27 protein-coding genes are annotated in these 23,046 nt (G+C 45.0%); 1 reads left to right on the top strand and 26 read right to left on the bottom strand.

Annotated elements, in window-relative coordinates; all coding sequences use genetic code 11:
- Positions 1-4 precede the first annotated feature (4 nt).
- The 13 genes from glmU to metG form a co-directional block, all read right to left on the bottom strand.
- On the bottom strand, positions 5-1,378 hold the full coding sequence (gene glmU / locus UFB30_RS16185; protein ID WP_322422717.1) for a bifunctional UDP-N-acetylglucosamine diphosphorylase/glucosamine-1-phosphate N-acetyltransferase GlmU: 1,374 nt from the start codon (positions 1,376-1,378) through the stop codon (positions 5-7).
- Between the two features lie 214 nt (positions 1,379-1,592).
- The gene (gene spoVG / locus UFB30_RS16180) at positions 1,593-1,886 is read right to left on the bottom strand and encodes a septation regulator SpoVG (protein ID WP_322422716.1); all 294 of its coding nucleotides are present in this window, start codon (positions 1,884-1,886) and stop codon (positions 1,593-1,595) included.
- Positions 1,887-2,049: 163 nt separating this feature from the next.
- The gene (locus UFB30_RS16175; RefSeq protein ID WP_322422715.1) at positions 2,050-2,424 is read right to left on the bottom strand and encodes a RidA family protein; all 375 of its coding nucleotides are present in this window, start codon (positions 2,422-2,424) and stop codon (positions 2,050-2,052) included.
- A gap of 13 nt (positions 2,425-2,437) precedes the next feature.
- Positions 2,438-3,280, bottom strand: coding sequence for a pur operon repressor (purR, locus tag UFB30_RS16170; protein WP_322422714.1), 843 nt, complete (start codon positions 3,278-3,280; stop codon positions 2,438-2,440).
- A 59-nt stretch (positions 3,281-3,339) separates the two neighbouring features.
- The gene (gene ispE, locus UFB30_RS16165; RefSeq protein WP_322422713.1) at positions 3,340-4,206 is read right to left on the bottom strand and encodes a 4-(cytidine 5'-diphospho)-2-C-methyl-D-erythritol kinase; all 867 of its coding nucleotides are present in this window, start codon (positions 4,204-4,206) and stop codon (positions 3,340-3,342) included.
- 509 nt (positions 4,207-4,715) lie between these two features.
- Positions 4,716-4,901 carry a small, acid-soluble spore protein, alpha/beta type gene (locus tag UFB30_RS16160; protein WP_322422712.1) on the bottom strand — a complete coding sequence of 62 codons (186 nt, stop codon included), beginning with the start codon at positions 4,899-4,901 and terminating at the stop codon, positions 4,716-4,718.
- Positions 4,902-5,148: 247 nt separating this feature from the next.
- Positions 5,149-5,412, bottom strand: a complete 264-nt coding sequence (veg, locus tag UFB30_RS16155; protein WP_322422711.1) for a biofilm formation stimulator Veg — start codon at positions 5,410-5,412, stop codon at positions 5,149-5,151.
- Positions 5,413-5,527: 115 nt separating this feature from the next.
- Positions 5,528-6,373, bottom strand: a complete 846-nt coding sequence (gene yabG / locus UFB30_RS16150; RefSeq protein WP_322422745.1) for a sporulation peptidase YabG — start codon at positions 6,371-6,373, stop codon at positions 5,528-5,530.
- 137 nt (positions 6,374-6,510) lie between these two features.
- The gene (rsmA, locus tag UFB30_RS16145; protein WP_322422710.1) at positions 6,511-7,389 is read right to left on the bottom strand and encodes a 16S rRNA (adenine(1518)-N(6)/adenine(1519)-N(6))-dimethyltransferase RsmA; all 879 of its coding nucleotides are present in this window, start codon (positions 7,387-7,389) and stop codon (positions 6,511-6,513) included.
- A complete protein-coding gene (rnmV, locus tag UFB30_RS16140; protein ID WP_322422709.1) occupies positions 7,382-7,942 on the bottom strand; it encodes a ribonuclease M5 in 561 nt (186 codons plus the stop codon). The genes rsmA and rnmV overlap by 8 nt, the downstream gene beginning before the upstream one ends.
- Positions 7,943-8,044: 102 nt before the next feature.
- The gene (locus UFB30_RS16135) at positions 8,045-9,355 is read right to left on the bottom strand and encodes a ubiquitin-like domain-containing protein (protein WP_322422708.1); all 1,311 of its coding nucleotides are present in this window, start codon (positions 9,353-9,355) and stop codon (positions 8,045-8,047) included.
- Between the two features lie 216 nt (positions 9,356-9,571).
- The gene (locus tag UFB30_RS16130) at positions 9,572-10,339 is read right to left on the bottom strand and encodes a TatD family hydrolase (RefSeq protein WP_322422707.1); all 768 of its coding nucleotides are present in this window, start codon (positions 10,337-10,339) and stop codon (positions 9,572-9,574) included.
- A 611-nt stretch (positions 10,340-10,950) separates the two neighbouring features.
- On the bottom strand, positions 10,951-12,927 hold the full coding sequence (gene metG / locus UFB30_RS16125; RefSeq protein WP_322422706.1) for a methionine--tRNA ligase: 1,977 nt from the start codon (positions 12,925-12,927) through the stop codon (positions 10,951-10,953).
- Between the two features lie 425 nt (positions 12,928-13,352).
- Here metG and abrB point away from each other — a divergent pair, with 425 nt between their 5' ends.
- Positions 13,353-13,634, top strand: coding sequence for a transition state genes transcriptional regulator AbrB (gene abrB / locus UFB30_RS16120; RefSeq protein WP_039806138.1), 282 nt, complete (start codon positions 13,353-13,355; stop codon positions 13,632-13,634).
- 303 nt (positions 13,635-13,937) lie between these two features.
- On the opposite strand, the gene rsmI is transcribed toward abrB, so the two are convergent.
- The 13 genes from rsmI to UFB30_RS16055 form a co-directional block, all read right to left on the bottom strand.
- Positions 13,938-14,828, bottom strand: coding sequence for a 16S rRNA (cytidine(1402)-2'-O)-methyltransferase (gene rsmI / locus UFB30_RS16115; protein WP_435390899.1), 891 nt, complete (start codon positions 14,826-14,828; stop codon positions 13,938-13,940).
- Entirely contained in the window at positions 14,785-15,084 is a 300-nt protein-coding gene (locus UFB30_RS16110; RefSeq protein ID WP_322422704.1) for a GIY-YIG nuclease family protein, read from the bottom strand. Before UFB30_RS16110 ends, rsmI begins: the two co-directional genes overlap by 44 nt.
- Complete coding sequence (locus UFB30_RS16105) at positions 15,068-15,811, bottom strand: tRNA1(Val) (adenine(37)-N6)-methyltransferase (RefSeq protein WP_322422703.1); 744 nt, start codon at positions 15,809-15,811, stop codon at positions 15,068-15,070. The genes UFB30_RS16110 and UFB30_RS16105 overlap by 17 nt, the downstream gene beginning before the upstream one ends.
- Before the next feature lie 286 nt (positions 15,812-16,097).
- Positions 16,098-16,457: a DNA replication initiation control protein YabA gene (gene yabA, locus UFB30_RS16100; RefSeq protein WP_322422702.1), complete on the bottom strand. Its 360-nt coding sequence runs from the start codon at positions 16,455-16,457 to the stop codon at positions 16,098-16,100.
- Positions 16,458-16,470: 13 nt separating this feature from the next.
- Positions 16,471-17,298, bottom strand: coding sequence for a PSP1 domain-containing protein (locus tag UFB30_RS16095; RefSeq protein WP_322422701.1), 828 nt, complete (start codon positions 17,296-17,298; stop codon positions 16,471-16,473).
- Positions 17,291-18,295: a DNA polymerase III subunit delta' gene (holB, locus tag UFB30_RS16090; protein WP_322422700.1), complete on the bottom strand. Its 1,005-nt coding sequence runs from the start codon at positions 18,293-18,295 to the stop codon at positions 17,291-17,293. The genes UFB30_RS16095 and holB overlap by 8 nt, the downstream gene beginning before the upstream one ends.
- Before the next feature lie 48 nt (positions 18,296-18,343).
- Positions 18,344-18,673, bottom strand: coding sequence for a cyclic di-AMP receptor DarA (gene darA / locus UFB30_RS16085; protein ID WP_039806128.1), 330 nt, complete (start codon positions 18,671-18,673; stop codon positions 18,344-18,346).
- Positions 18,674-18,917: 244 nt separating this feature from the next.
- Entirely contained in the window at positions 18,918-19,550 is a 633-nt protein-coding gene (gene tmk / locus UFB30_RS16080) for a dTMP kinase (protein WP_322422699.1), read from the bottom strand.
- Entirely contained in the window at positions 19,543-20,946 is a 1,404-nt protein-coding gene (locus tag UFB30_RS16075) for an aminotransferase class I/II-fold pyridoxal phosphate-dependent enzyme (RefSeq protein ID WP_322422698.1), read from the bottom strand. The genes tmk and UFB30_RS16075 overlap by 8 nt, the downstream gene beginning before the upstream one ends.
- Before the next feature lie 106 nt (positions 20,947-21,052).
- The gene (locus UFB30_RS16070; RefSeq protein ID WP_322422697.1) at positions 21,053-21,202 is read right to left on the bottom strand and encodes a sigma factor G inhibitor Gin; all 150 of its coding nucleotides are present in this window, start codon (positions 21,200-21,202) and stop codon (positions 21,053-21,055) included.
- A 119-nt stretch (positions 21,203-21,321) separates the two neighbouring features.
- On the bottom strand, positions 21,322-21,492 hold the full coding sequence (locus tag UFB30_RS16065; protein ID WP_322422696.1) for a hypothetical protein: 171 nt from the start codon (positions 21,490-21,492) through the stop codon (positions 21,322-21,324).
- Between the two features lie 27 nt (positions 21,493-21,519).
- Positions 21,520-21,681, bottom strand: a complete 162-nt coding sequence (locus UFB30_RS16060) for a hypothetical protein (protein WP_322422695.1) — start codon at positions 21,679-21,681, stop codon at positions 21,520-21,522.
- A gap of 37 nt (positions 21,682-21,718) precedes the next feature.
- On the bottom strand, positions 21,719-22,465 hold the full coding sequence (locus UFB30_RS16055; RefSeq protein WP_322422694.1) for a DUF2087 domain-containing protein: 747 nt from the start codon (positions 22,463-22,465) through the stop codon (positions 21,719-21,721).
- Between the last annotated feature and the right edge of the window lie 581 nt (positions 22,466-23,046).

Here is a 23,046-nt window from a genome sequence, read left to right as displayed (position 1 = left end):
CCAGTTATTTTTTAGTGTTAATTCTTTTAGCGTAGCCTTCTTTATTTTCCTGACGGGCACGGGCAATGGATAAAGCTTCACCCGGAACATCTTTATTGATGGTTGATCCCGCAGCAACATAAGCACCTTTACCTATTGTCACAGGTGCAATCAGATTTGAATTACAGCCGACAAATGCGTCGTCTTCAATCTTTGTCAGATGCTTTTTCTGTCCATCATAATTCACAGTAATTGATCCGCAGCCAAGGTTCACACCTGAACCGACTTCAGCATCACCGATATAGCTAAGGTGAGAGGCTTTGCTGCCTTTACCAAACTGAGTTTTTTTGATTTCGACAAAGTTACCGATCTTTACTTCGTCTTCAATGGCAGATTGCGGACGAATGTGTGCGAACGGTCCGATATTTACATCTGACCCGATCTCACTGTCATGTACGACAGACTGCTTGATCACTGTGCGATCTGCAACCTTACTGTCTTTGATTTCACTGTTCGGTCCAATTGTGCATTCCCCGCCAATGACAGTGTTTCCTTCAATCACAGTACCCGGATAAACAACTGTATCACTGCCAATCACTGCATCTGCACTAATATAAGTAGAAGCAGGATCAATCAGTGTAACACCGTTGCGCATCTGCTGTTCATTGATCCGTGTGCGCATCAGCTGCTCTGCTTTTGATAAAGCAACGCGGTCGTTCACACCAAGCGTTTCATCTGATGAAGGTGTCTGGTAAGCAGCAATTGCCTGTCCTTCATTTTTCAGAATCTCAATGACATCCGGCAGATAATATTCGCCCTGCGCATTATCATTATTTACTTTTTCTAGTGTTTCAAAGAGCGCTTTATTATCAAAGCAATACGTACCTGTATTTACTTCCTGAACAGCAAGCTCTTCTTCATTTGCATCCTTGTGTTCAACGATCTTTGTGACTAGACCATCTTCCCCGCGGATGATACGTCCGTACCCAGCAGGATTGTCCTCATGAGCTGTCAGGATTGTCGCTTTCGCCTGTTGTTCCTCATGATGCTGAATCAGCGAAGACATGGTTTCAGTTGTAATCAGCGGCGTGTCACCACATACAACTAAAGTGATACCGTCTTTTCCCTGTAAACGGTCTTTCGCCTGCATAACAGCGTGGGCTGTCCCCAGCTGCTCAGCCTGAAGAACAAATTCCGAACGACCCTCAAGCTTGGACTGAACAAGTTCAGCACCATGACCAACAACGGTAATGACTTCTTGCATATTTGCTTCCTTTACCTGTTCTAACACGTGCTCAACCATTGGCTTTCCACAAACAGGGTGAAGTACTTTATATAATTTGGATTTCATACGAGTCCCCTGACCCGCAGCTAAAATTACCGCATATCGATTCGACATTACCGGTCCTCCAGTCAACATTTTTCCACTTTGAATATATTACAAAAACGCATTCATTTCAAGGAAAGCGGTAATTTCAGAAGAATCTGTTATCAATGTATCGGCTTCTATTGACCCACAAAATGAAAAAGCGTACGATTCTGCCGTTACAGCAAATCGTACGCCTTTTTGATGGCTTGTTTTATTTCAGCCTTATCAGGTAAGTACCGGGCAATTATGCACCCGCTTCTTCATATGTGATTTCAGATTGTTTACTGTAGTCCTGATGGTATTCAGCCAGCACCGAACTCTGAATAATATCTCTCATTTCAGAGTTGATCGGATGGGCTATATCCCTGAATTCACCATCTGGCGTCCGCTTACTTGGCATTGCGACAAATAATCCATTATTCCCGTCAATGACACGGATATCATGTACAACAAACACTCCATCTAGCGTGATGGAAGCGATTGCGCGCATCCTGCCATCCGAGCTCACTCGCCTAAGTCTCACATCTGTTACTTCCACTGATTTCCACCACCTTTCTCCCCCTAGTACAAGCCTCCCCTCTACTTCTATACGAAAGGTCCATATCCCTACCTAAAAAGTGAAAATAGTCGTATTATTTTCCAAAAAGAAAAAGCTTTTTTCTTTCAGGCAGATCACCCTTAGAAAAAAGCTCCATTTCGCCTTATTTAACTAGTGCAATGACTTCGATTTCAATCCCTGCGCCTTTTGGCAGCTTAGACACTTCCACACATGAGCGTGCAGGACGGTGGTCACCGAAATATTCAGCATAAATACCGTTTACTGCATCAAAGTCGCTTAAGTCATCAAGGAATACCATCACTTTTACCACGGTCGAAAGTGATGCACCTGCTTCTTCAAGAACAGCCTTCAGGTTGTTAAAAACCTGGTGCGTCTGATCTTCAATACTGCCTTCTACAAGCGTGCCTTCAGGTGTCAGCGGAATCTGTCCTGAGCTGTAAAACATATTATTGACAACCATCCCTTGAGAATAAGGTCCGATCGCCTGCGGTGCCTGATCTGTCTGTACAAACTTCATGTGAATGCCTCCTCTATTGTTTTAAAAAAGATGATACGCGGTCGAAATAGTTGCCCGTTTCAACCTGAATCGTTTTACCTTTTTCATCAACACTTCTCAGCTTTAAAAGTGAAATATAATCTTCTACCAGGCGCTCTTCAGAATCCTGTTCTGATTCGATGAAAATACCAACTCCGGCAACCGTCGCAGAAAATTCTTCGAGCAGATTTTTCATGCCTGCAGCGGTACCGCCGGCTTTCATAAAGTCATCGACAATCAGTACTCTTGCGCCCTGCTTCACACTTCTTTTAGATAAAACCATGGTCTGGATTCTCTTAGATGAGCCAGATACATAATTAATGCTGACAGTTGAGCCTTCTGTCACCTTACTGTCGCGTCTTGCCACGACAACCGGCACCCCGAGATAGCGTGCTGCTGCGTGTGCAATGCCGATTCCTTTTGTGGCAACAGTCATCACAAGGTCAATCTGCTCGTTTGCAAAAGCGCCTGCAAATAACTTACCGACATGGTTCATCAGGTGGATGTCACCAAGAATATCAGTCATAAATAAATAACCGCCCGGCAGCAGCCGATCCGATTTACTCACCTGATCCGATAAAATATGCAGTGCTTCTTCTGCCTGGTCTTTTTTAATGCCCGGGATAAAGCGCACCCCGCCAGCTGCACCCGGTACCGTTTGCAAAGAGCCGATTCCTCTGTTTTCAAAAGTTTCCTTTACAATCACTAAATCTTCACTGATCGAGGATTTAGCTGAGGAATAGCGCTCTGCAAAAAATGTGAGCGAAACCAGTTCACGTGGATGTTCCGATAAGTAATGTGTCATATCAATCAGGCGTTCACTTCGTTTAATTTTCATGCGGTGAAACCTCCCAAAACCCGAATAATGTATAGTAACTATATCATTATCGTACGTTTTTAAGCAAGAGGTGCCCGACTGCCGAGCATTCTTACCGCAAAAACCTGATCACAAAAGCCGCGAAGCCCATTTACGACACGATGGACCTTTGATTCATATTGAACCAGTCCAAAAACAGTCGGGCCGCTTCCGCTCATCAATACTGCATCAGCACCAAAACGCTGCATCTGCTCTTTAATATGCTTCACTTCCGGATATAGCTGAAGCGTAACAGACTCAAGCGCATTACCAAGATGATCACACACACCCTGATAATCTCCTTCTTCAATCGCCTGTACCATTTTAGCTGTATTCGGATGATCCACCTTTTCAAGCTTCAGGTTTTGATAAATGTCCGCTGTTGAAACGCCGATCGATGGCTTGGCAAGAATCACCCAGCACTTTGGCGGTGTTGGCAGCTCCTGAATCTTCTCACCCCTGCCAGTTGCAAGCGCTGTGCCACCATAAATACAAAACGCCACATCTGAACCGATCTCTGAGCCGATCTCCGCCAGCTCATCATTTGAGAGCCCGAGCGCCCAAAGCTCATTCAAGCCCTTCAAAGCTGCCGCCGCATCACTGCTGCCGCCCGCAAGCCCTGCAGCAACCGGGATCTGCTTATGGATTGTAATATCCACACCTTTTTTCACGTTATACTTCCTTTGCAGCTTCTCCGCTGCCTTATACGCCAGATTCCTGTGGTCACTCGGTACAAAACGGTCATGCGAAATAATCCGGATCCGCGTTCCCTTCGTTTCATCCAGCTCAATACGATCAGCTAGATCCACAGTCGTCATGACCATCTCCACCTCATGAAACCCATCAGGCCTCTTATGGAGCACATCCAGCGAAAGATTAATCTTCGCCGGAGCTTTCACCATCATCATAAATCCACACACCTCAATCTTCCTTCAAGTCATTGAAGTAATTGTAGCAATAAACCGCGAAAAGTGGAAGCAGGCGTTTAGGGGCGTATGCGGTGGACAGACTTGAGGATGACGTGTTCGTTGTTTATGAGAGGGCTGCTTATATGTATCACCTTTTTGGTTTTATCTATCACCTTTTGATTGGATTCACTCACCTTTTAGCTTTTTCTTCGTTGGAAGCCTGGCCAGTCAGTTTTTCACGTCATCTCCGTGATATATCGATCACCTCCCCATTTTTTTCAATCACCTTTTCATTTTTTCGCACGGCTCGCACAACTTTCACCGCACACCCTTCATGCACTTGAGAAACTAAAGGTTTAAAACCTGTGACCTAAGTGTATAAAGGGCTTCTCGATGAACTCTGGATTACGATGGGTTAATTGTCGTTCGGGGATCTTTACGATTAAGTCGTGTGGTTGAAAAAAACCGCCCAGCAGCAGCCGGACGGTTCTTCCATGCATGTACCCCGGTTAACGTGGTTCAGACTGGTCGCCCAGCTGACGCTCAGCCATTTTAATGGCCTGCTTTACCATGTTACCGGCATCCCGGGACTTGATTCCGCCCCAGCCTTCCTGCTGAACCGTATCATAGATCCCGAGTTCCCTGGCGACTTCTTCCTTGAGCCGATCTGACATTACGCCTCTTCTTCTGCTCATGTTTTCATCCCCCTGGTGTCCAGCTTCAGCGCCTCTTACCCTTCTCGGAGCTAATCAAGGCGCTTTCGCTTTTCTATCTTGGTCATGCCCTTTTAACCTGCCACCAAGCGCTTTACTTTATCCCGTGAAGATTTTGGCTGATCTGACAGCTTAATGCTCTTTTGATATAACAAAAAGGCGGTCTGCCCGGACAACTGTTAACCAGTTAGCCGGGCAGACCGCCCATAAAAAATCAAAATGATTTCATTTAGCTTACGCTTGCAGTTTCAGAACCTTCTTCGATAAAAGTCAGTTCAACTGCTTCAGTCAGTACATCGGTGTAGCTGTACGATACCCGCTCAAAAGCATTTTCGTCCTGATCAAGCTCCACAATAAAAATTGAAGGATATGTTTCAGTCAAAACTCCTGAACGCTCAATTGTCTTGCGTCTTCCACCATTGGCTTTTAACAATAGACGTTTTCCAAGATTCACATCAAGTGCTTTCTTAATATCAGCTAACGTTTTTGGCATTCCGCTTCCACCTCACTGACATTAGTATACCAAAATATTACGTTTTGGTCAAATAAAATATTCATTTTATCAATTCTCTTATCTGAATGTCAATGTTTTTATTCCGTCAAAATGCTTAACTGCTGTCGTTTTGTGTCTCTGCATACATTTCTTTCTTATATGGCATCCCGGTTCTGAGGACACCGCGCGTTTCAATTCCGCCAATTCCGTTATCATCGGCCAGTGTATGCGGAAGGATATTTTCGACTGTGAACATTGAATGGATAGAAGTGTAGCTGATGACGCTTGCTGCGTATGCTGGGTCGAGTGCATGGATGTTGATTCTGAGAGGCGAACTTGCGATGTTGGCCCCTGCATAGATCAAAGACTCGAAGTGAGACTGGCACGCCCCAGCAAAGATCACAAGCTGATCCAGATACGGGACAATTTTACGGGCGTTTTTTACTGCGTCTACAAATGAGGAAGAATGTCTGTAAGCTTTCAGGTCACTTTTTTTACCCTGTGCAGGCAAATACGCATCATGTCCAGTCAGCACGAGAATCTGCGGCTGATAACGGATGATCAGCTCCTGAATGCGATCTGCCATTTCTTTTTCGGGGCAATGAACGCCAATGTGAGGCACTCCTGCGTCTTTATAGATCTTCAGGCATTTTTTCAAATAGCGCTCATCACCATCCAAATGAAGCACGCGTCCCGGAAGATGAAATGAAAGAGCATCAGACTTTCTTTCTTTTTCAGCAGCTGATTTTGCCCGGTTCTCTTTCATCTCATCCATTTGCCGGTCTGCCTTTGCAAGGCGTTCCTCATCAAGCAGCTCGAGATCTTCAATCGGTGCGTCCGCTACGAGTCTGATATCTCTTCCGTAAAGGATGGCATAATATCCACTCTCACGCTCCTCTACACCAGCCACGACAAACACGACATCACAGTTATACGATTTCCGTCCGACCAGCTGGTTCATCCAATCCACCGGCTTTCCCCTCCTATCCGGCCCATGCTGTTACTATATGCATCCGCGATTGTAAGGGTGATTGAATCAAAGCAATAAAAAAAGCATGAGATCAGATCGTCTCATGCTGTAAAGCCGTTTTACTGCCGTTATGAAAAATAAGGGTACAGTGCATTCGCAAGGTCTGCAAACTCAGGGATGGAAAGACTCTCTCCACGCCTTGAAGGCTCAATACCAGCCTGTTCAAGCGCTTTAAGGATATCTTCCTTCTTTTCTTTCCCGTTAGGCAGCTGACTTGTCAGGTTGTTTAAAATCGTTTTTCTACGCTGGGCAAATGAAGAACGGGTAACAGTGAAGAAGAAGTCTTCATTCGTCACTTCTACCGGCGGCTTATCACGCTTTACTAACTTAATCACAGCTGAATCTACATTCGGCTGAGGGATAAAGACAGTCTTCGGTACGATCATGACAGTTGAAGCTTCCGTGTAATATTGAATCGCAATCGAAAGAGACCCGTAATTCTTCGTTCCGGGCTTCGCTGCAATACGGTCTGCGACTTCTTTTTGAAGCATAACGACCAGTCCTTTAATCGGAAGACCTTCCATTAGGAGCTTCAAAATGATCGGTGTCGTGACGTAATATGGAAGGTTAGCGACAACCATGACATCTTCAACGTCAGCAAATTCCTCCGTCATGACCTGCTGTACATCTGCCTTCAGCACGTCCTGATGGAGAATTTTAATATTATCGTAAGGCGACAGTGTATCATCTAAGATCGGCAGCAGACGCTGATCAATCTCAAATGCGACAACTTTTTTCGAAGCGCGTGCCAGGTGCTCGGTCAGCGCACCGATCCCGGGACCGATTTCAATCGCGCCATGTTCTTTTGTCAATCCGGCATGACCGACGATGTTCTGAAGAATATTCGGGTCAATCAGAAAGTTTTGTCCAAGACTCTTTTTAAATGAGAAGCCGTACTTCTGCATAATTTCCTTTGTACGGACCGGTGTTGCAATATCTTTATTCATGATTTTCCTCCTGTAAAATACGCGTCAGCGCCTCGGCAAAGTCCTCTTTTGTGATCTCAAACATCATCAGACGGTTGTATAGCTGTTTGCCATTCACATAACCGATTTTTAATTCAGCCCCAAGCTTTTCTCTCCGCGCTTTTGCTTTCGGCCCGCCGATCAGCCCAGCTGTTACGAGATCCTCCTTCGTGATCACTTCAACAGGTGCCTCTGCCATCGGATGGGCATCCTTTAGCGCTTGGCGGATGACGTCTGGCGAGGCATGCTCAACTCCAAGTCCACGGCCTTTTTTCCGCAAAGCATCCTGCTTTTCGATAAAAGCATGCTTGCAGCCGGGCACTGCCTCCTGCACGATCTGTCTGATACGCTGACCGGGGTAGTCAGGGTCAGTTAAAATGATAACGCCTCTTTTTTCCTGAGCGTGGCGTATTTTCTCCAATGTCTTTTCAGAAACAGCTGAGCCATTCGTTTCAATTGTGTCAGCATCGACTGCGCGTTTAATCGCTGTCGTATCGTCTCTGCCTTCCACCACAATAATTTCTTTAAGTTTCATTACATCCTCCGAATTGGTTTCTGTGCTTCATTATAGCCGAAAATGCTTTTGAACGCACAAAAAACAGAGAGAACGCGCTCTCTGTTTTTAAGTATAACGAGTTTACGGCATAACCGTTACTTTGACTGTTCTGTTCCCCCACGCCAGTGCTGAAGCACGATCAGCGATGAAGATATCAATTTTGTTACCTTTAATTGCACCGCCAGTATCACCGGCAATTGCATAGCCATAGCCTTCAACATACACTCTTGAACCGAGTGGGATAACAGACGGATCAACAGCAATGACTTTCATACCAGGGTTTGCTTTCAGGTTGATGCCTGTTGCAGTAATACCTGAGCAGCCTGCACATGAAGCAGTGTAAGCTGTTGAAGACATTGTCAGTTCGCGGCCGGACGGTTCAGATGATGAAGACGTCTGGGCCGGCTGTGATGAAGCTTCAGCTGTTGAAGCTTCTGATTCTGAAGCTTCTGGTTCTGAAGCTGAATTTGAAGCCACCGCTTTCTTTGTTGTTTCACGTGGAACGCTCGCAACAACCGGCTTCTTTGTGCCAATGGCAACTACTTTATTTTTACTTTCTTTTACAGTCTTTTCTTCCTTCAGATCACGGGATACTTCCTTCCCGTTCTCTTTTACAACTTCGTATGTTTTTTCAATCAGACCTTCTTCGCCTTCCTGAACAACTTTTTCAGTACCTTCGGCTAATGTATTGTCATCTTTCTCTTCCACACTGAAGTCCTTCGTCTCTTCCACCACATCGGTGACCTTATCAACGTGGACGATCTTCACAGTAGCGCCCTCCGTCAACATAGTGTCTTCAGATGGTTCTACGCGATCATCTTGATCCAGCTTAATCTCATGCTGTTTTAAAAAGTCAGCGACGGTGATCGAAGTCGACCAAACCTCTTCTTTATCAGTCCCATTTACAAGTGTCCATGCGAAAGCTTTTTCAAGAGAAAGCGTCATATCTTCCTCAATACTTTCATTCAGTGCATGTGACAGCTTGTCTACGTCACTTACTTCTAACTGTTCTTTACGCAGGAATTCTCCTACGGTTTGTGCATTTGTCATGATTGTCTGCGTCTCTCCGCCTAAATCAAATGACACCTGTTTCGCCGCTCTCCAGTTTACGGTCATATCATGATAGACTTCCGTATCGCCTGAGGGGTATAAATAGTCTTCTGAGTGTAAATCCATTTCCAGCTCTGCAAATATATCTTCAACAGTGGCAGCGTTTGTGCGCACCAATTGCTCTTCACCATTAAGGGAAAGGGCTACCGTTTTCTTCATACCTTCCTGAAATAGGAAACCAACAACTAAAACAAATACTGTTAAAGTTACCAAAGAATAGACCCAGTTCCTCTTACTCATAGACTTTGGAAACAGGTTTTTCATGTTCTTTTCTGATTGCATGAAAAACTCCTCCTTTACTCCGAGTGATTATAAAGACTATCCGAACAGATTGTCAACCTCTGAATTTGAGACATTTTCCCTGCGCAGGTGAGATATGTCCCAATTATGCAGACCGTTTTCCGGCCTGAAAAGGTTTTTTTATCGACAACTGAACGTTGGTATTACGCAAAAGATGTCGCACAAACGTGCTCAATTTTACCTAAAGCTTAAAATCATCTATTTCAGCTGATAAATTTTTTTTGCGTTTTCTGTCGTACGTTTTCCAACTTCTTCGTACGAAATGCCTTTCAATTCAGCGATCTGCTCCGCAACCAGCTTGACATATGCCGGTTCATTGCGCTTTCCGCGATTCGGGTGCGGTGCCAGAAACGGTGCATCCGTTTCAATCAGCAAATGCTCAAGATCAATTTCTTCAGCAACCTCTTTTGGCTTCTTCGCATTTTTAAATGTGACTGGTCCGCCAAGCGAGATCATAAAGTTCAGATTAATACATTGTTTTGCAATTTCAACACTTCCGCTGTAGCAGTGCATGATACCGCCAACTTCTTCAGCGTGTTCTTCTCTCAGGATATCTACAACATCCTGTGTTGCTTCACGATTATGTATCACGATTGGAAGCTTTACTTTTTTAGCTAAATGAATCTGCTTTCTGAACACTTCTTTTTGAATATCATGCGGGGACTTATCCCAGTGATAATCAAGGCCCGTTTCCCCAATTGCCACGACCTTTGGATGAGCAGCCAGTTCTTCAATCCACTCCAGGTCCTCATCAGTCATATCAATTGCATCTACCGGGTGCCACCCGATTGCAGCATAGATAAAATCGTGCGTCTCAGCAAGCTCCATCGCCTTTTTGATTGTCTTCCGGTCAAAGCCGACAACCGTCATCCATTCAACGTCATTTTCCTGTGCGCGCTGTATCACTTCTTCAAGATCATCTTCAAACTGATCTGCATTTAAGTGAACGTGTGTATCGAATAACATTGTATCCTCTCCTTCGCAGCAAATTTAGTGTATTAAAAATCCATATGTCATACATCACAGCTATGTAACAATCTATTAACAAATTAACAATCTGGTTAAAAAACACATTAAAAGTGTGTTATGTGTGTTCAACTGAATAATATTATACGAAAAGTAATTTTCTTACCTAAAGCTTTATATGATAGCGTTTAATATTCTGAATTTTTATGTCAATATAGCATTTACGAATCATTAATGATTTATTGGAAAAACCGACCCAATGACACAAAAAACACAGATTGATGACGAGTTTCTTCTATTGTTATAGTTCGTTACACAGATGTAACATTTAAGACATATAAGAAACATAGGAACCAGATACTTCAACTTATGGGAAGCTGATTTTTCACAGCTGAACATATTAAAAAGGTTTATTCAACTGATGACCGGAGTGCAGGACGGAGACTCCCGCTTCAGGAAGGGACAGGTGAGACCCCGCAAGCGAAGCTGAGGAGGCTCACCGCCCAGGGGAAGGAAAGCGAAGTCCTGCACGGAGGTCATCAGCGGTTTTATAAATCTCATGAAAACAAAAAGAAGAGAGGAATCAATCCCTCCCCTCTTCTCTCGTTTGATTATTTAACACGTGCCCCATTTTCCAGGTTTTCTGCTACATGTGCAAGTGATAAGACTCCATCTTTTTCACCTGCAAGAATCATGCCTTCAGATAATTCTCCGCGCAGCTTAACCGGCTTGAGGTTTGTCACGCAGACAACCTTTTTACCGACAAGCTCATCAGGCTTGTAAAATTGGGCAATACCTGAAACAACCTGGCGCTTTTCAAAGCCAAGATCCAGCTGAAGCTTTAACAGCTTATCCGTTTTTTTCACCGGCTCACACGCTGTAACGGTTGCCACGCGCAGGTCTACTTTCATGAAATCATCAAAGGTAATTTCCTCTTCAAGTTCAACCGGCTCTTCTGCGGCTGGTGCTGTGCCTGCCATTTTCTCTTTAATGTAAGCAGCTTCTTCCGCTACATCAAGACGGGGGAAGATCGGCTCTCCCTTTGCCACTACCTTCGTGCCTGCTGGAATGGCACCGAAGCTTTCAAGTGTTTCCCACTTCAAGTGTGTTTCATCTAGCTGAAGCTGGGACAGGATTCGTTTTGGCGTCTCTGTCATAAATGGCTGAAGCAGCACTGCCACACGTCGTAATGTTTCAGCTAAATGGTTCATGACATGTCCAAGCTCTTCCTTCTTCGCTACATCCTTTGCAAGGACCCATGGCTGCGTTTCATCAATATATTTGTTTGCACGGCTAATCAGCTGCCAGACAGTCGACAGTGCAACCGAGAACTCCATGTTTTCCATTGAATCCTGGAATTTTACAACGGTTTCTTCATTTAACTGAAGCAATTCCTGATCGAAAGGACCTGCTGAGCCCTGATAAACAGGAATTTCGCCGTCAAAATATTTATTAATCATCGCCACTGTACGGTTTAACAGGTTACCAAGGTCATTGGCAAGGTCAAAATTCACGCGCTCAACGAACCCTTCAGGTGTAAAAATACCGTCAGAACCAAATGGCACTTCACGAAGCAGGTAATAACGAAGCGCATCCAGCCCATAGCGGTCAATCAATGTAACCGGATCAACTACGTTTCCTTTTGACTTCGACATTTTCCCGTCCTTCATTAATAGCCAGCCATGGGCAAATACCTGCTTTGGAAGCGGCAGGTCAAGCGCCATCAGCATGATTGGCCAGTAAATCGTATGGAAGCGTACAATTTCTTTACTCATCAGGTGAACATTCGCCGGCCAGAACTGACGGAAACGCTCATCATTTTCAGAACCGTAGCCAAGTGCCGTAATATAATTTGACAGGGCATCAATCCACACGTACACAACGTGCTTAGGGTCGCCCGGTACTTTTACGCCCCAGTCAAATGTCGTTCTCGAAACAGCAAGATCTTCAAGACCCGGCTTGATAAAGTTATTCAGCATTTCATTCTTACGGGATTCCGGCTGAATGAAGGCAGGATTTTCCTCGTAGTACTTTACAAGACGGTCAGCGTATTTGCTCATACGGAAGAAATACGATTCCTCACGCACCTTTTCAACAGGATGTCCGCTGTCAGGACTTTTACCGCCAATGACATTTCCTTCACTGTCGAGCTCTTTATCCTCAAGCTGAGTTTCAGTGTAGAAGGTTTCATCCGGAATAGAATACCAGCCTTCATATTCACCAAGATAAATATCACCCTGGTCATGCAGCTGTTTGAAAATCTTTTCGACAACAGTTTTATGGCGCTCTTCTGTTGTACGGATGAAATCATCATAAGAGATGTCCATCTTTTTCCACAGATCCTGGATACCGGATACAATCTCATCTACATAAGCCTGTGGCGTAACGCCCTGCTCTTTCGCTTTTTCCTGGATTTTCTGACCATGCTCGTCCGTCCCAGTCAAATACATGACATCAAATCCTAATAGACGCTTATAACGTGCCATCGCGTCCCCTGCTACTGTTGTATATGCATGCCCGATATGCAGCTTGCCGCTCGGGTAGTAAATTGGTGTTGTAATATAAAACGTATTATTCGGCTGACTCACTGTTTATCCTCCTCGATCAGCATCAGAAACACAGCTCTGACGCGTTTTCATATGTAAAAAAATATACCCGAAATAGGAAGTGAATGCAACCGCCGCAGCCCTCCCAGTAAAAACTCCCCATTTTTGTCGAATAGGTATGTCGTATTTGTCGAAACTCGAAGTAACTCGAATTCAAAACAATTTTATTTACACTTACAGTTATTACATGTTATAGTCAATATTGTAGAAGGTAATATTTTCAAAACTTATTACAGGCTGATGCAGAGGGATTTTGTAATAAATCAGTATGGACACATTTGGGAGAAAATATGTATTGACTGATTTGGGAAACGTTGGTATGATATAAAAACAGAGAGAAAAATGTCGAAACTTGACGAAAAAACACACATAAAAAACATTTAACATTTGAGAGGGGATTTTTAATCATGAAATCAACAGGAATTGTACGTAAGGTAGACGAACTAGGCCGAGTGGTGATTCCAATCGAACTTCGCCGTACACTTGGAATCGCTGAGAAAGACGCTCTTGAAATCTATGTGGATGACGAAAAAATCATCCTTAAGAAATACAAGCCAAGCATGACTTGCCAGATCACTGGTGAAGTTTCAGATGACAACCTTAAGCTTGCAGGTGGAAAGCTTGTCCTAAGCCGTGAAGGTGCTGAAATGCTGATCAAGGAAATCCAGAGCAACCTTCAAGGTGCTTAATTCATAAAAATTTTTTCACTGCTCCCTTAGTGGAGCAGTTTTTTTTATGATCCGGAGGGCGGCGGAAATGAATGGACGATTAGCTGGAAAGGTGATGGAATCCCTTCAAATGGTGATGCAATAATGAAAAAGGTGGATGAATAACCAACCGGCTGCAGATCCCAGTTCGAATCAATCATAAAGATGAGTGAATACTTCTAAAAGGTGATACATATCTCCCGAAAGATGAATGAAATAAGTGCACCTCCACCCCTGGACCTCCTCATCAATAAAAAAAGACCACCTCTACAGTGATCTCTCATGTTAATGATCCACGTGATAATCCTGGTAAACATCCCGCTTCGGAAGTCCCCGGTCTTTTGCAGTCTCTTTGATCGCTGCTTTGGAAGTCATGGATTTCTGCTGAATATAGTGCTCGACATGCTGGGTCAGTGATAATTCTGACCACCAGATTTCTTCATCCTGCTGCCACTCATCACGCGCTGCCCCTTCAATGACCAGACAGAATTCACCGCGCAGCTCCGTTTCTTCAGCCCACTGCAGACATTCTTCTATCGTTCCTCGTACAAACTCCTCAAACTTTTTCGTTAGCTCCCGTGAAACTGACATCTGACGCTCTGCACCAAGCGCATCCTGCATTTCCTTCAACGTTTCCTTCAGCCTGTGGGGTGATTCATACAGGATAAATGTCGCAGGAATCGTCGATAAAAATGCGAGCTCTTCCCGCTTCTCTTTTTTCTGACGGGGTAAAAAGCCATAGTAATAAAACGGCTGCGGCTTTAACCCTGAAGCAATCAATGCAGTCACAGCCGCATTCGCTCCAGGCAGTGGAACTACATTAATTCCCTCTTCTACGCACTGCTTCACAAGCTCATAGCCAGGGTCGGAAATACATGGAGTCCCCGCATCTGTCACGAGTGCAACCTGTTTTCCATCATGAAGGTCACTCATCAGCTTCCGCCCGCTTTCTTCTTTATTATGATCGTGATAGCTGACAAGCTTTGTTTCAATCTCAAAATGACGGCACAGATTTTTCGTGTTACGTGTATCCTCCGCTGCAATCAGATCTGCTTCTTTCAGGATATTGACTGCTCTGAAAGTCATATCTTCCAAATTACCTATCGGTGTTGGCACAAGATACAGCCGGCCTTCATTCGCATGCTGAAAACTTTTTTGTGTCTGCAACCTCTTCACCCCTTTCTTTTAAATACAAATCCTTTTGCACTCTCGACTTCTTTTTGAACCAGTACTCAGCCTGCATCGCTTCTCTTTTTGTACAGAACGATTCGTGATGAATCATTTCAACCGGGCGTCTCGTCCTCGTATATTTAGAAGCGGTGCCTCCGTTATGCTGGGACAGACGGCGCTCGAGATCAATCGTGTAGCCGCCGTAGTAGGAACCATCTTTGCACAATAACACATAGAAGAAATGGTTAGCCTCTGCTCCCATATAAAATCTCCTTCATCTCGTCAGTGTATTCATTGTTCTCTTTATAAACGATCAGCGGCGGCAGAATCTTTACATCAGGCTTACCGTCTTTTGCTGCTTCCACCAGAATCGTATTGGCTTCCTTACCTTCTTTCGGATAAACAAACTGGATTCTCTTCGGCTCGAGACGGTACTGCCTCATCAACGTAATCAGATCCAGCAGTCTGCCGGGCCGGTGAACAAATGCAGCTTTACCACCCTGCTTTAAAAGGCCGCTGCTGACACGGATGGTATCTTCAAGCGTACACATAATCTCATGACGCGCAATTGTTAAATGCTCATTTTCGTTCAGCTCATCTTTTCCCGGCGTTGTAAAATAAGGCGGATTACACGTGACAACATCGTGCCTGGCATATCCAAGCGTTGGTGAAACTGTATTTAAATCCTCACAAATCATCTGAATCTGATGAGTGAGTTCATTATGACTGATGCTTCGATTCGCCATATCTGCAAGACGTTCCTGGATTTCAACACCCGTAATTGAACCATTTGTTCTCGTACTTAAAATGAGCGGAATGACCCCATTTCCTGAACAGAGATCAATCAGACTTCCCTTTCTGATCGGCACCTGCACAAAGCGTGCGAGCAGGACTGCATCCAGTGAGAAGGAAAAGACTGATGGACTTTGAATAATTCTTAAATCTTCAGCCAGGAGATAATCCAGCCGCTCATCACCAATTAATTGCATGTTGCGATCCTCTTTTCTGTTGGCTTTGTTAAAATGTGTGTCAATTGATGAAGGAGTACACTCGATCGGGTGGTGCACCTACTTCGATCTGCTGCATAGTGCACTCGATGACAGTGTGCACCTACGCCGATCCACTGGATACAGCACTCAATGGACACGCAACCCACCTCAATTGTCTGCATACCGCACTCAGTCAGCCACAGTCACGCTTCACCCACACATTCTACACAAAAAAAGCCCGGCAGGACGTCCGCCTGTTTTTCAACAGACGGCGTAATGCCAGCCTTTATTTTTTCGTTAAAAATGAAAGACAAAACAGGCAGTCTTCATCCTTGCGCGGGCTTCCAAAATGTATGTTGCAAATATGGAAGCCTTCATGATAAAGACGGGCAAGGTTATCGTATCCTTCACCAATATCTGTGCTTGGACCCACAGCTTTGCCGGCATCAGCTTTGCCTTCGGGTGCTGCTGTTTCATTCCCGAGCTGTTCAAGTCTTCTGCGCAGATGTTCATTTTCGATCTGCAGCGAATGATTCTCTTCCATCATGTCAGCCAGATGATGTTTCAGTTCGCCAAGCTGCTGGTATAACTGACCAATCTGCTGCTCCATATTGGATACTGAATCAAAGAACTCCTTCTTATCCACGAACTCCACCCCGTTACTCTGTGGCTTGAATTGACGCAATATCGTGATTCATAATTTCTTCAAGCGTATACTCAAGCGTACGGTCCTGCTCCTTCATTTCAATCTGAAGCACGCGCTCAAGCATATTCAGCCCGACAACTTTCCCTTTTCCTTCAGGTGTCTGAACAAATGCACCAAGGTCAGGCATTTCCTCTTTTGCCTGCTCATACTCGTCGTTTTCGTATTTCAGGCAGCACATCAAACGTCCGCACAGGCCTGAAATTTTCGCCGGGTTAAGAGAAAGGTTCTGATCCTTTGCCATTTTAATCGACACAGGCTCGAAATCGCCGAGGAAAGTGGAACAGCAAAGCATACGCCCGCATGGTCCAATACCGCCAAGCATTTTCGCTTCATCACGAACACCGATCTGTCTCAGTTCAATCCTTGTTCTGAAAACAGACGCCAGGTCTTTTACCAGGTTTCTGAAATCGACCCGTCCGTCCGCTGTAAAATAAAAAATTACTTTATTGCGGTCAAATGTATATTCAACGTCAACAAGCTTCATATCTAAATCATGCTCACTGATCTTTTCAGCGCACACCTGATAGGCATGAGCAGCCTCTTCCTTGTTTTCCTGTACAGAAAGGCGATCCTTCTGTTCAGCAATCCGGACGATTTTTTTCAGCGGCAGCACGACATCGTTCTTGTCCACTTTCTTGACTTCAGTGACGACTTTACCGTATTCCACACCGCGTACCGTTTCCACAATAACGTATTCATCTATGTTCAGTGAAAGCTGGTTCGGGTCGAAATAATATATTTTGCCCGCTTTATTAAAACGGACGCCTACTACTTCATACAAGTGCAGATCCCCCCTGCAATTTAAGCATCAGCTGTTCCATTAACAGCTGTGTATTCATATTTCTCTGTAGCTGTGTTTTCGCTTCGAGTATCACTGTCAGCTGGTGAGTAAGCTGATTTGCTGACGTCTGGAGTGCATCTGTACGAAACGTGTCCAGCCAGTCCGGGTACGACAGGTGATCGAGCTTGTCCGTTTGGATATAAAGGAGATCCTTATATATAAGAAGAAACAAATCGAGTGATTGGTCAATTTGCGATTTCTCTTTAAAATGCGGAAGATAGTCACTTTGAACCCTGATCATGGCTTCAAAGGGATCATCCTTTAGCACTTCGTATAATTTTAACATGATTTTTCTGGCTTGTACAAACCACTCATCATGACTGAGCTCAATTGCTTCATCAACCTGATTGGTTAACTTTGATACAAGTGAGGCCATCGTCGGGTGAACATCCTCTGAAATCAGCTTTTCTTTAAACAAAACAGGTGTCAACGGACGGAAAGATACGTGCTGACACCTGGAAAGTATAGTCGGGAGCATCTGGTGAATCTGCTCAGTCAATAAAATCGCTGTCGTGGATGGATGCGGTTCTTCCAGAAACTTCAGTAAAGAGTTCGCAGCCTGAACCGTCATTTTATCAGCACCGCTTACGATATATGCTTTTTTCATGGATTCCATACCCGTTTTACTGAACTCTTCCTGCAGCAATCTCACCTGTTCCTTTTTAATGGATTGCCCGTCCGGCTCAATCACGTGAACATCAGGGTGATTCCCCTGATCAATCCGCCGGCACTGTTCACAGGTATGACAGGGTTCACCTTCATGTGGCTGCCTGCAGAAAAGTCCTTTAGCAAGAAATAATGCCATTGCTTTTTTCCCTGTACCGCGACCGCCTTCGAACAGATAGGCATGCGCGACACGGTTTTTCTGCAGGCTGTTTTGCAGCATTTTCATTGCGACCGGCTGCTGTGTTGCCAGGTCCTGATGCATATCGGCCATACTATCTCCCTTTTCTGCGTGTATATACGAATGAGCGTTGCTGCTCTTTTAAAATTGGTGAAACTGCTCGATTGGCAGTACAAAAACCGTGGCGCCGCCAACTTCAACTTCGACAGGATAAGGAATGTAAGAATCCGCATTCCCGCCCATTGGTGAGACAGGGGCTACCATCTGTTCTCTTGAACGACAGCTGTCATTGATGACCTCTAACACTTTATCAACACGCGCATCCTCTGTACCGACCATAAATGTGGTATTCCCTGACTTTAAGAATCCTCCGGTACTCGCAAGCTTTGTAGCACGGAAATTATTTTTCATTAATGCCGTGGATAAACGGTTCGAATCCTGATCCTGCACAATTGCGACAACAAGTTTCATCCATTCCACCCTCTTCCTTTTAAATAGGTTCTGCCTTTATTATACCAATAATACGTATCGTTTACGAAATCATTCCGGAAATCATTATTTCTGTCTTTATTAAAGCTGGCTGATGATTGCAGCTCCAGGGGGACGCTTTTCGCGCGGCCGGCGGTGAGCCTCCTCATCACTTCGCGCCTGCGGGGTCTCACCTGTCCGCTGCAATCATCTGCTGTACAGTAACAACAATTGACTTTTCATAAAGCTAGTTCTTTAAAAGTTCCGAAAGCACTGTAACGGCTTCCGCTGTAACGTCTGCGAGCAATGCAGATGCATCAATCCGCGTGATTCTCTCCGGAAAGCGCTCCTGCAGAATCTGATAGCCTTCATATACTTTTTGGTGAAAAGCCATTCCTTCAAGATCCAGGCGGTTCACTTCACGGCCCGCGTTCTGTTCAATACGCTTCAGCCCCTCTTCAGGAGAGATATCAAAGTAAAGTGTACAGTCAGGCATCATTGATCCGATGGCAAACTGATTGATACTCCACACCTCATCAATGCCAAGACCTCTCGCGTATCCCTGATAAGCCAGTGAGCTGTCGATGAAACGGTCACACAGGACCACTTTCCCTGCCTCAAGCGCAGGCTTCACTTTTTCAGCTAGATGCTGTCTGCGGGCTGCAGCGTATAAAAGTGCTTCTGTCCGGCTGTCCATTTCAGTATGCGACGGATCCAGAATCACTTCCCTGATCTTCTCGGCAATTTTAATCCCGCCAGGCTCACGCGTCAGCATCACATCATAGCCAAGCGCTTCAAGCTCTTTCTTTATTTCAACAGAAGCAGTTGTTTTTCCTGCTCCTTCAGGTCCTTCTAACGTAATAAATAACCCTTTATTCATGTAAATCCTCCTGCACAACCTTCATTTTTCCTTCTATTAAGTGCACTCCGCCCTGAAAACGCATATTCGTTTTCGCAAGACGGCTCAGTTCATTACATTTTTCGGCGGTCAGTCTTTCACCTGCAATGATATATGGAATTCCGGGTGGATACGGTGTAATCGTCTCAGCCGCAATTCTCCCGGCAGCCTCTGTAATCGGCAGCACTGCACATGGCAGCTGATCTGCATCATGTACAGCTAATGTCGTAATCTTTTCTGTAAAAAACACAGCCGGATCATTTTCCGTCCATTCAGCCGTTTCAGCAATCTCACGCAATGACTGGATAACGCGATCCCACTTAAACTGACTGCCCTCTTTTAAAAGTGGGAGCATCCATAATACCTGAAGCGGATCTGCAAGCTCAGCGAAAATACCGCGTTCCTCACAGGCTTCCTGCAGATCATACCCATTCATCCCATCCAGCCTGATGATCAGCTTCAGTGGGTCTTCAGGCTCAATGACCGACAGCCGCTGGATCTCCCTCAGCCGGCTCACGAGTTCAGCGCGCTCACTTTTAAAATATGCTGCATCTTCACCCGAATACGTTGCTGCATAACACCGCGCATCATCAAGCGAAGCCATAATCGGGTAGGACGGACTGCTGGACTGAAGCATACCAAGCATCTGCTCAATCCTGTGATGATCCTTCAGCTCTTTTCCTATATGTAAATAAGAACCCATCGTCAGCGCAGGCAGTGTTTTATGAGCTGACTGAACGACTGCATCTGCACCCATGTGAAGCGTTGATTCCGGAAAGCCCGGCAGTGAAAAATGAGCCCCATGTGCTTCATCAACCAGCACTGTAAGTCCTGACGCTTTTGCGATCTCAATAACCGCCTTCATCTGGCCGGTGTGGCCGTAGTAAGAAGGATACGTCAATAAAACCGTTTTGGCATCAGGAAACTGCGCCATTGCTTTATTTAGCAGGTCAGGTGAAATGCCTGACGGTGTCATAGACTCCGGATGAACTTCTGGCGTTAAAAACACCGGCATCACACGCGCCAGACGACAGGCATGAATTACGGATTTATGTGCATTTCCTGCCACAAGCAATTGACTCCCCGGCTCACATAACCCCATCACCATCGCAAGGTTTCCGGTTGTCGAACCATTGACAAGAAAATAACTCTTTAAAGCCCCGGCATGCTGAGCTAAAAGGGATTGCGCTTTTGCAATCGGTCCCTCCGGCGCATGCAGGTCATCAAGCCCTGAAATCTCCGTCTGATCCCACGCCCCAAAACGACCCGCAACCTCACCAATCATGCCGTTTTTATGACCCGGCACGTGAAAAGACACCGGCTTCTGATTCATATGGTGCTGCAGCGCCTCAACAAGCGGTCTTTCTCTCTGATCCATAACGTTCTCCTTTAAACAAATCGTTTCTTTATTGTATCATGATTTATTTACAGCCGACCCTCTGGCACACAAAAAAGCCCGCACCAAGGCGGACTCCCTGCATCAACTATTCTTTTAAAATATGAATCCATCTGTCATATCCATTGTCCTCAGGCCTCAGCTGAATCAGTGACTGCTCACACCAGACGCAAATAAATTTTGAAGACAGGCTGATCGCCCGGTTGTATCGTCTTCCACACGCACGGCAATGTCTCATGTACTTTCCTCCACTTCGCAGCTGTTATACTACTCAGTATAGACACTGCGGATAAAAAGTAATCTCTCTATCCTATTCTTTTTATCCGCAAATGTGAAGGAAAGTCCTCAACAAACTTTTCAAAGCCTCGTGGACCGCCGCTCATCCTCCAATTTCGGTTCAGAAGGCGCTTCCTCCGGCTCTCTCACATCACTATATACAGCCAGACCTTTTCTTTTACGATTTCCATCAGACACCATACCGACTGACACAATAACAGTTAGAATCAAAAGAATGATCATCCACCACATCTTTTTCTCCTCCCTGCTTATTTAAAATTAAAAGCCAGTTGTCTTCCGGTCGTTATCCATCTGATACTGCTGAGGCGCTTCCTCGCCTCCGCTGCGGTACTGCTCAAGGTTTTTCCGGGAACTTTTCCTTCGGTCAACAAGTACACCAAATCCAATCAATCCGGCAATGATCCCAATCGCGTAAAGCATCCACAGACACCTCCTGTACCATCACTATACCCTGATTTTACGATTTTATCCAATACGCTGAGCCGTCCTGATTCCGGTCCATAAACCCATATTCAATAAAATAACGGCGAATCGTGACAAAATCAGCATACACCTGCTTAATCACTTCATTTACTTCCCGTTCCGTATACTGCTGCCCCGCATTAAACCTTTTCAGCAAATACTGAAGCACCACAATCTTCTTCTTCTCCTTACTTGGAAACTGACTCAGCGTCCCATCCTCTTTAAAATACGTCTTCAACACCTTTTCCTGCTCCTCAGTCGTAATCGCATAACGCTCATCCACCATCGTCGCCCCCCTATGTATATGAACAAGACTCTCAGGCCCCGTCTCCTCTTTCAACAGCTGCATTAACGCTAAAAACACACGCGCCTGCTTTTCCTTCTCCTTAAACTTAAACCGGTGATTCCGGATCGTCGAAGGACTGCCGCCAATTTGCTTCGCCGCCTCCTTATCAGACACTCCCTGCTTAAAAAAAGATAACAGCTCCTTCTGATGATCCGATAAACCCGTATACTTCTTATCCATATTCATTAAATACACAAACATCGACTCATGCTCAGCCTGCACATGAACCTCAGCAGCCCGGTAAGCCTCAAAAAAGCGCCCGTCAACCTGAAACACCTCACCCTCCTCAAAACGCTCACCACAAACCAGGCAGCAATAAGCACCATCAACCAGCTTAACCCCATGCGTCAGCTCCTCCACAGAAGCCTCCCAAAACAACTCACTCAAAACAAACACTTCCTTCAAAAGTTTATTATTTAATAAACATATTATATTATTATTTGTTATTAATCAAACATTATTTTGGATTGTTTGGTTTTTAATTAGATGGTATAAGGTTTGATTAGATTTTAGTACGGCGGGAGACTAGTTGAGAGAATTGCACTTTATTTTGAAGGAATTGCTGACATTGGTGATGGAAATATGTCAATAGATGATGGAATTAGGCGTAGTGATTAGACTGGTGAAGGGATTAGGATCAGGATTGAAGGAAATAAATCGTATATTGAAGGAATCGATCACAGAACTGATGGAAAAACTCTCAGATTGAAGGAATTCTCATCCGCGTGATGCCTTTGGGAAACTGGCTTTTTGCCATGAATGCATTCAGGATCTCGGCACTTTGCCTTTCATGCCTTTAGGACTCTGTCTTTTTGCTCTTCATGCCAGCATAATTCCAGATCTTTGCCCTTGATGCCCTTCAGATCCTGTCTCTTTTTAAACACAAAAAAAGCCTTCCCACTCAGGGAAGACTCAGTTTGCCTAGCGACGTCCTACTCTCACAGGGGGAAACCCCCAACTACCATCGGCGCTGAAGA

This window comes from Jeotgalibacillus haloalkalitolerans, from assembly GCF_034427455.1.
GTDB classification, from domain to species: domain Bacteria; phylum Bacillota; class Bacilli; order Bacillales; family Jeotgalibacillaceae; genus Jeotgalibacillus; species Jeotgalibacillus haloalkalitolerans.
The sequence above is the reverse complement of the archived record's forward strand: the minus strand, read 5'-3'. Positions and strand labels throughout refer to the sequence as shown.

Bases quoted from the DNA above. Each gene is read 5' to 3' on its own strand.
- rnmV (WP_322422709.1), bottom strand. From the start codon at position 7,942: ATGAAACTTAAAGAAATTATTGTGGTGGAAGGCAGAGACGATACGACA.
- UFB30_RS16105 (WP_322422703.1), bottom strand. From the start codon at position 15,811: ATGCAATTAATTGGTGATGAGCGGCTGGATTATCTCCTGGCTGAAGAT.
- glmU (WP_322422717.1), bottom strand. From the start codon at position 1,378: ATGTCGAATCGATATGCGGTAATTTTAGCTGCGGGTCAGGGGACTCGT.
- purR (WP_322422714.1), bottom strand. From the start codon at position 3,280: ATGAAAATTAAACGAAGTGAACGCCTGATTGATATGACACATTACTTA.
- UFB30_RS16175 (WP_322422715.1), bottom strand. From the start codon at position 2,424: ATGAAGTTTGTACAGACAGATCAGGCACCGCAGGCGATCGGACCTTAT.
- rsmA (WP_322422710.1), bottom strand. From the start codon at position 7,389: ATGAATAAAGATATTGCAACACCGGTCCGTACAAAGGAAATTATGCAG.
- UFB30_RS16070 (WP_322422697.1), bottom strand. From the start codon at position 21,202: ATGAGACATTGCCGTGCGTGTGGAAGACGATACAACCGGGCGATCAGC.
- darA (WP_039806128.1), bottom strand. From the start codon at position 18,673: ATGAAACTTGTTGTCGCAATTGTGCAGGATCAGGATTCGAACCGTTTA.
- tmk (WP_322422699.1), bottom strand. From the start codon at position 19,550: ATGAATAAAGGGTTATTTATTACGTTAGAAGGACCTGAAGGAGCAGGA.
- UFB30_RS16075 (WP_322422698.1), bottom strand. From the start codon at position 20,946: ATGGATCAGAGAGAAAGACCGCTTGTTGAGGCGCTGCAGCACCATATG.
- UFB30_RS16060 (WP_322422695.1), bottom strand. From the start codon at position 21,681: ATGCTTTACGCGATTGGGATCATTGCCGGATTGATTGGATTTGGTGTA.
- abrB (WP_039806138.1), top strand. From the start codon at position 13,353: ATGAAATCAACAGGAATTGTACGTAAGGTAGACGAACTAGGCCGAGTG.
- UFB30_RS16135 (WP_322422708.1), bottom strand. From the start codon at position 9,355: ATGCAATCAGAAAAGAACATGAAAAACCTGTTTCCAAAGTCTATGAGT.
- UFB30_RS16110 (WP_322422704.1), bottom strand. From the start codon at position 15,084: ATGGGAGCAGAGGCTAACCATTTCTTCTATGTGTTATTGTGCAAAGAT.
- UFB30_RS16130 (WP_322422707.1), bottom strand. From the start codon at position 10,339: ATGTTATTCGATACACACGTTCACTTAAATGCAGATCAGTTTGAAGAT.
- yabG (WP_322422745.1), bottom strand. From the start codon at position 6,373: ATGAACCAGCTGGTCGGACGGAAATCGTATAACTGTGATGTCGTGTTT.
- UFB30_RS16160 (WP_322422712.1), bottom strand. From the start codon at position 4,901: ATGAGCAGAAGAAGAGGCGTAATGTCAGATCGGCTCAAGGAAGAAGTC.
- holB (WP_322422700.1), bottom strand. From the start codon at position 18,295: ATGGCCGATATGCATCAGGACCTGGCAACACAGCAGCCGGTCGCAATG.
- ispE (WP_322422713.1), bottom strand. From the start codon at position 4,206: ATGATGATGGTGAAAGCTCCGGCGAAGATTAATCTTTCGCTGGATGTG.
- UFB30_RS16065 (WP_322422696.1), bottom strand. From the start codon at position 21,492: ATGTGGTGGATGATCATTCTTTTGATTCTAACTGTTATTGTGTCAGTC.
- veg (WP_322422711.1), bottom strand. From the start codon at position 5,412: ATGCCAAAAACGTTAGCTGATATTAAGAAAGCACTTGATGTGAATCTT.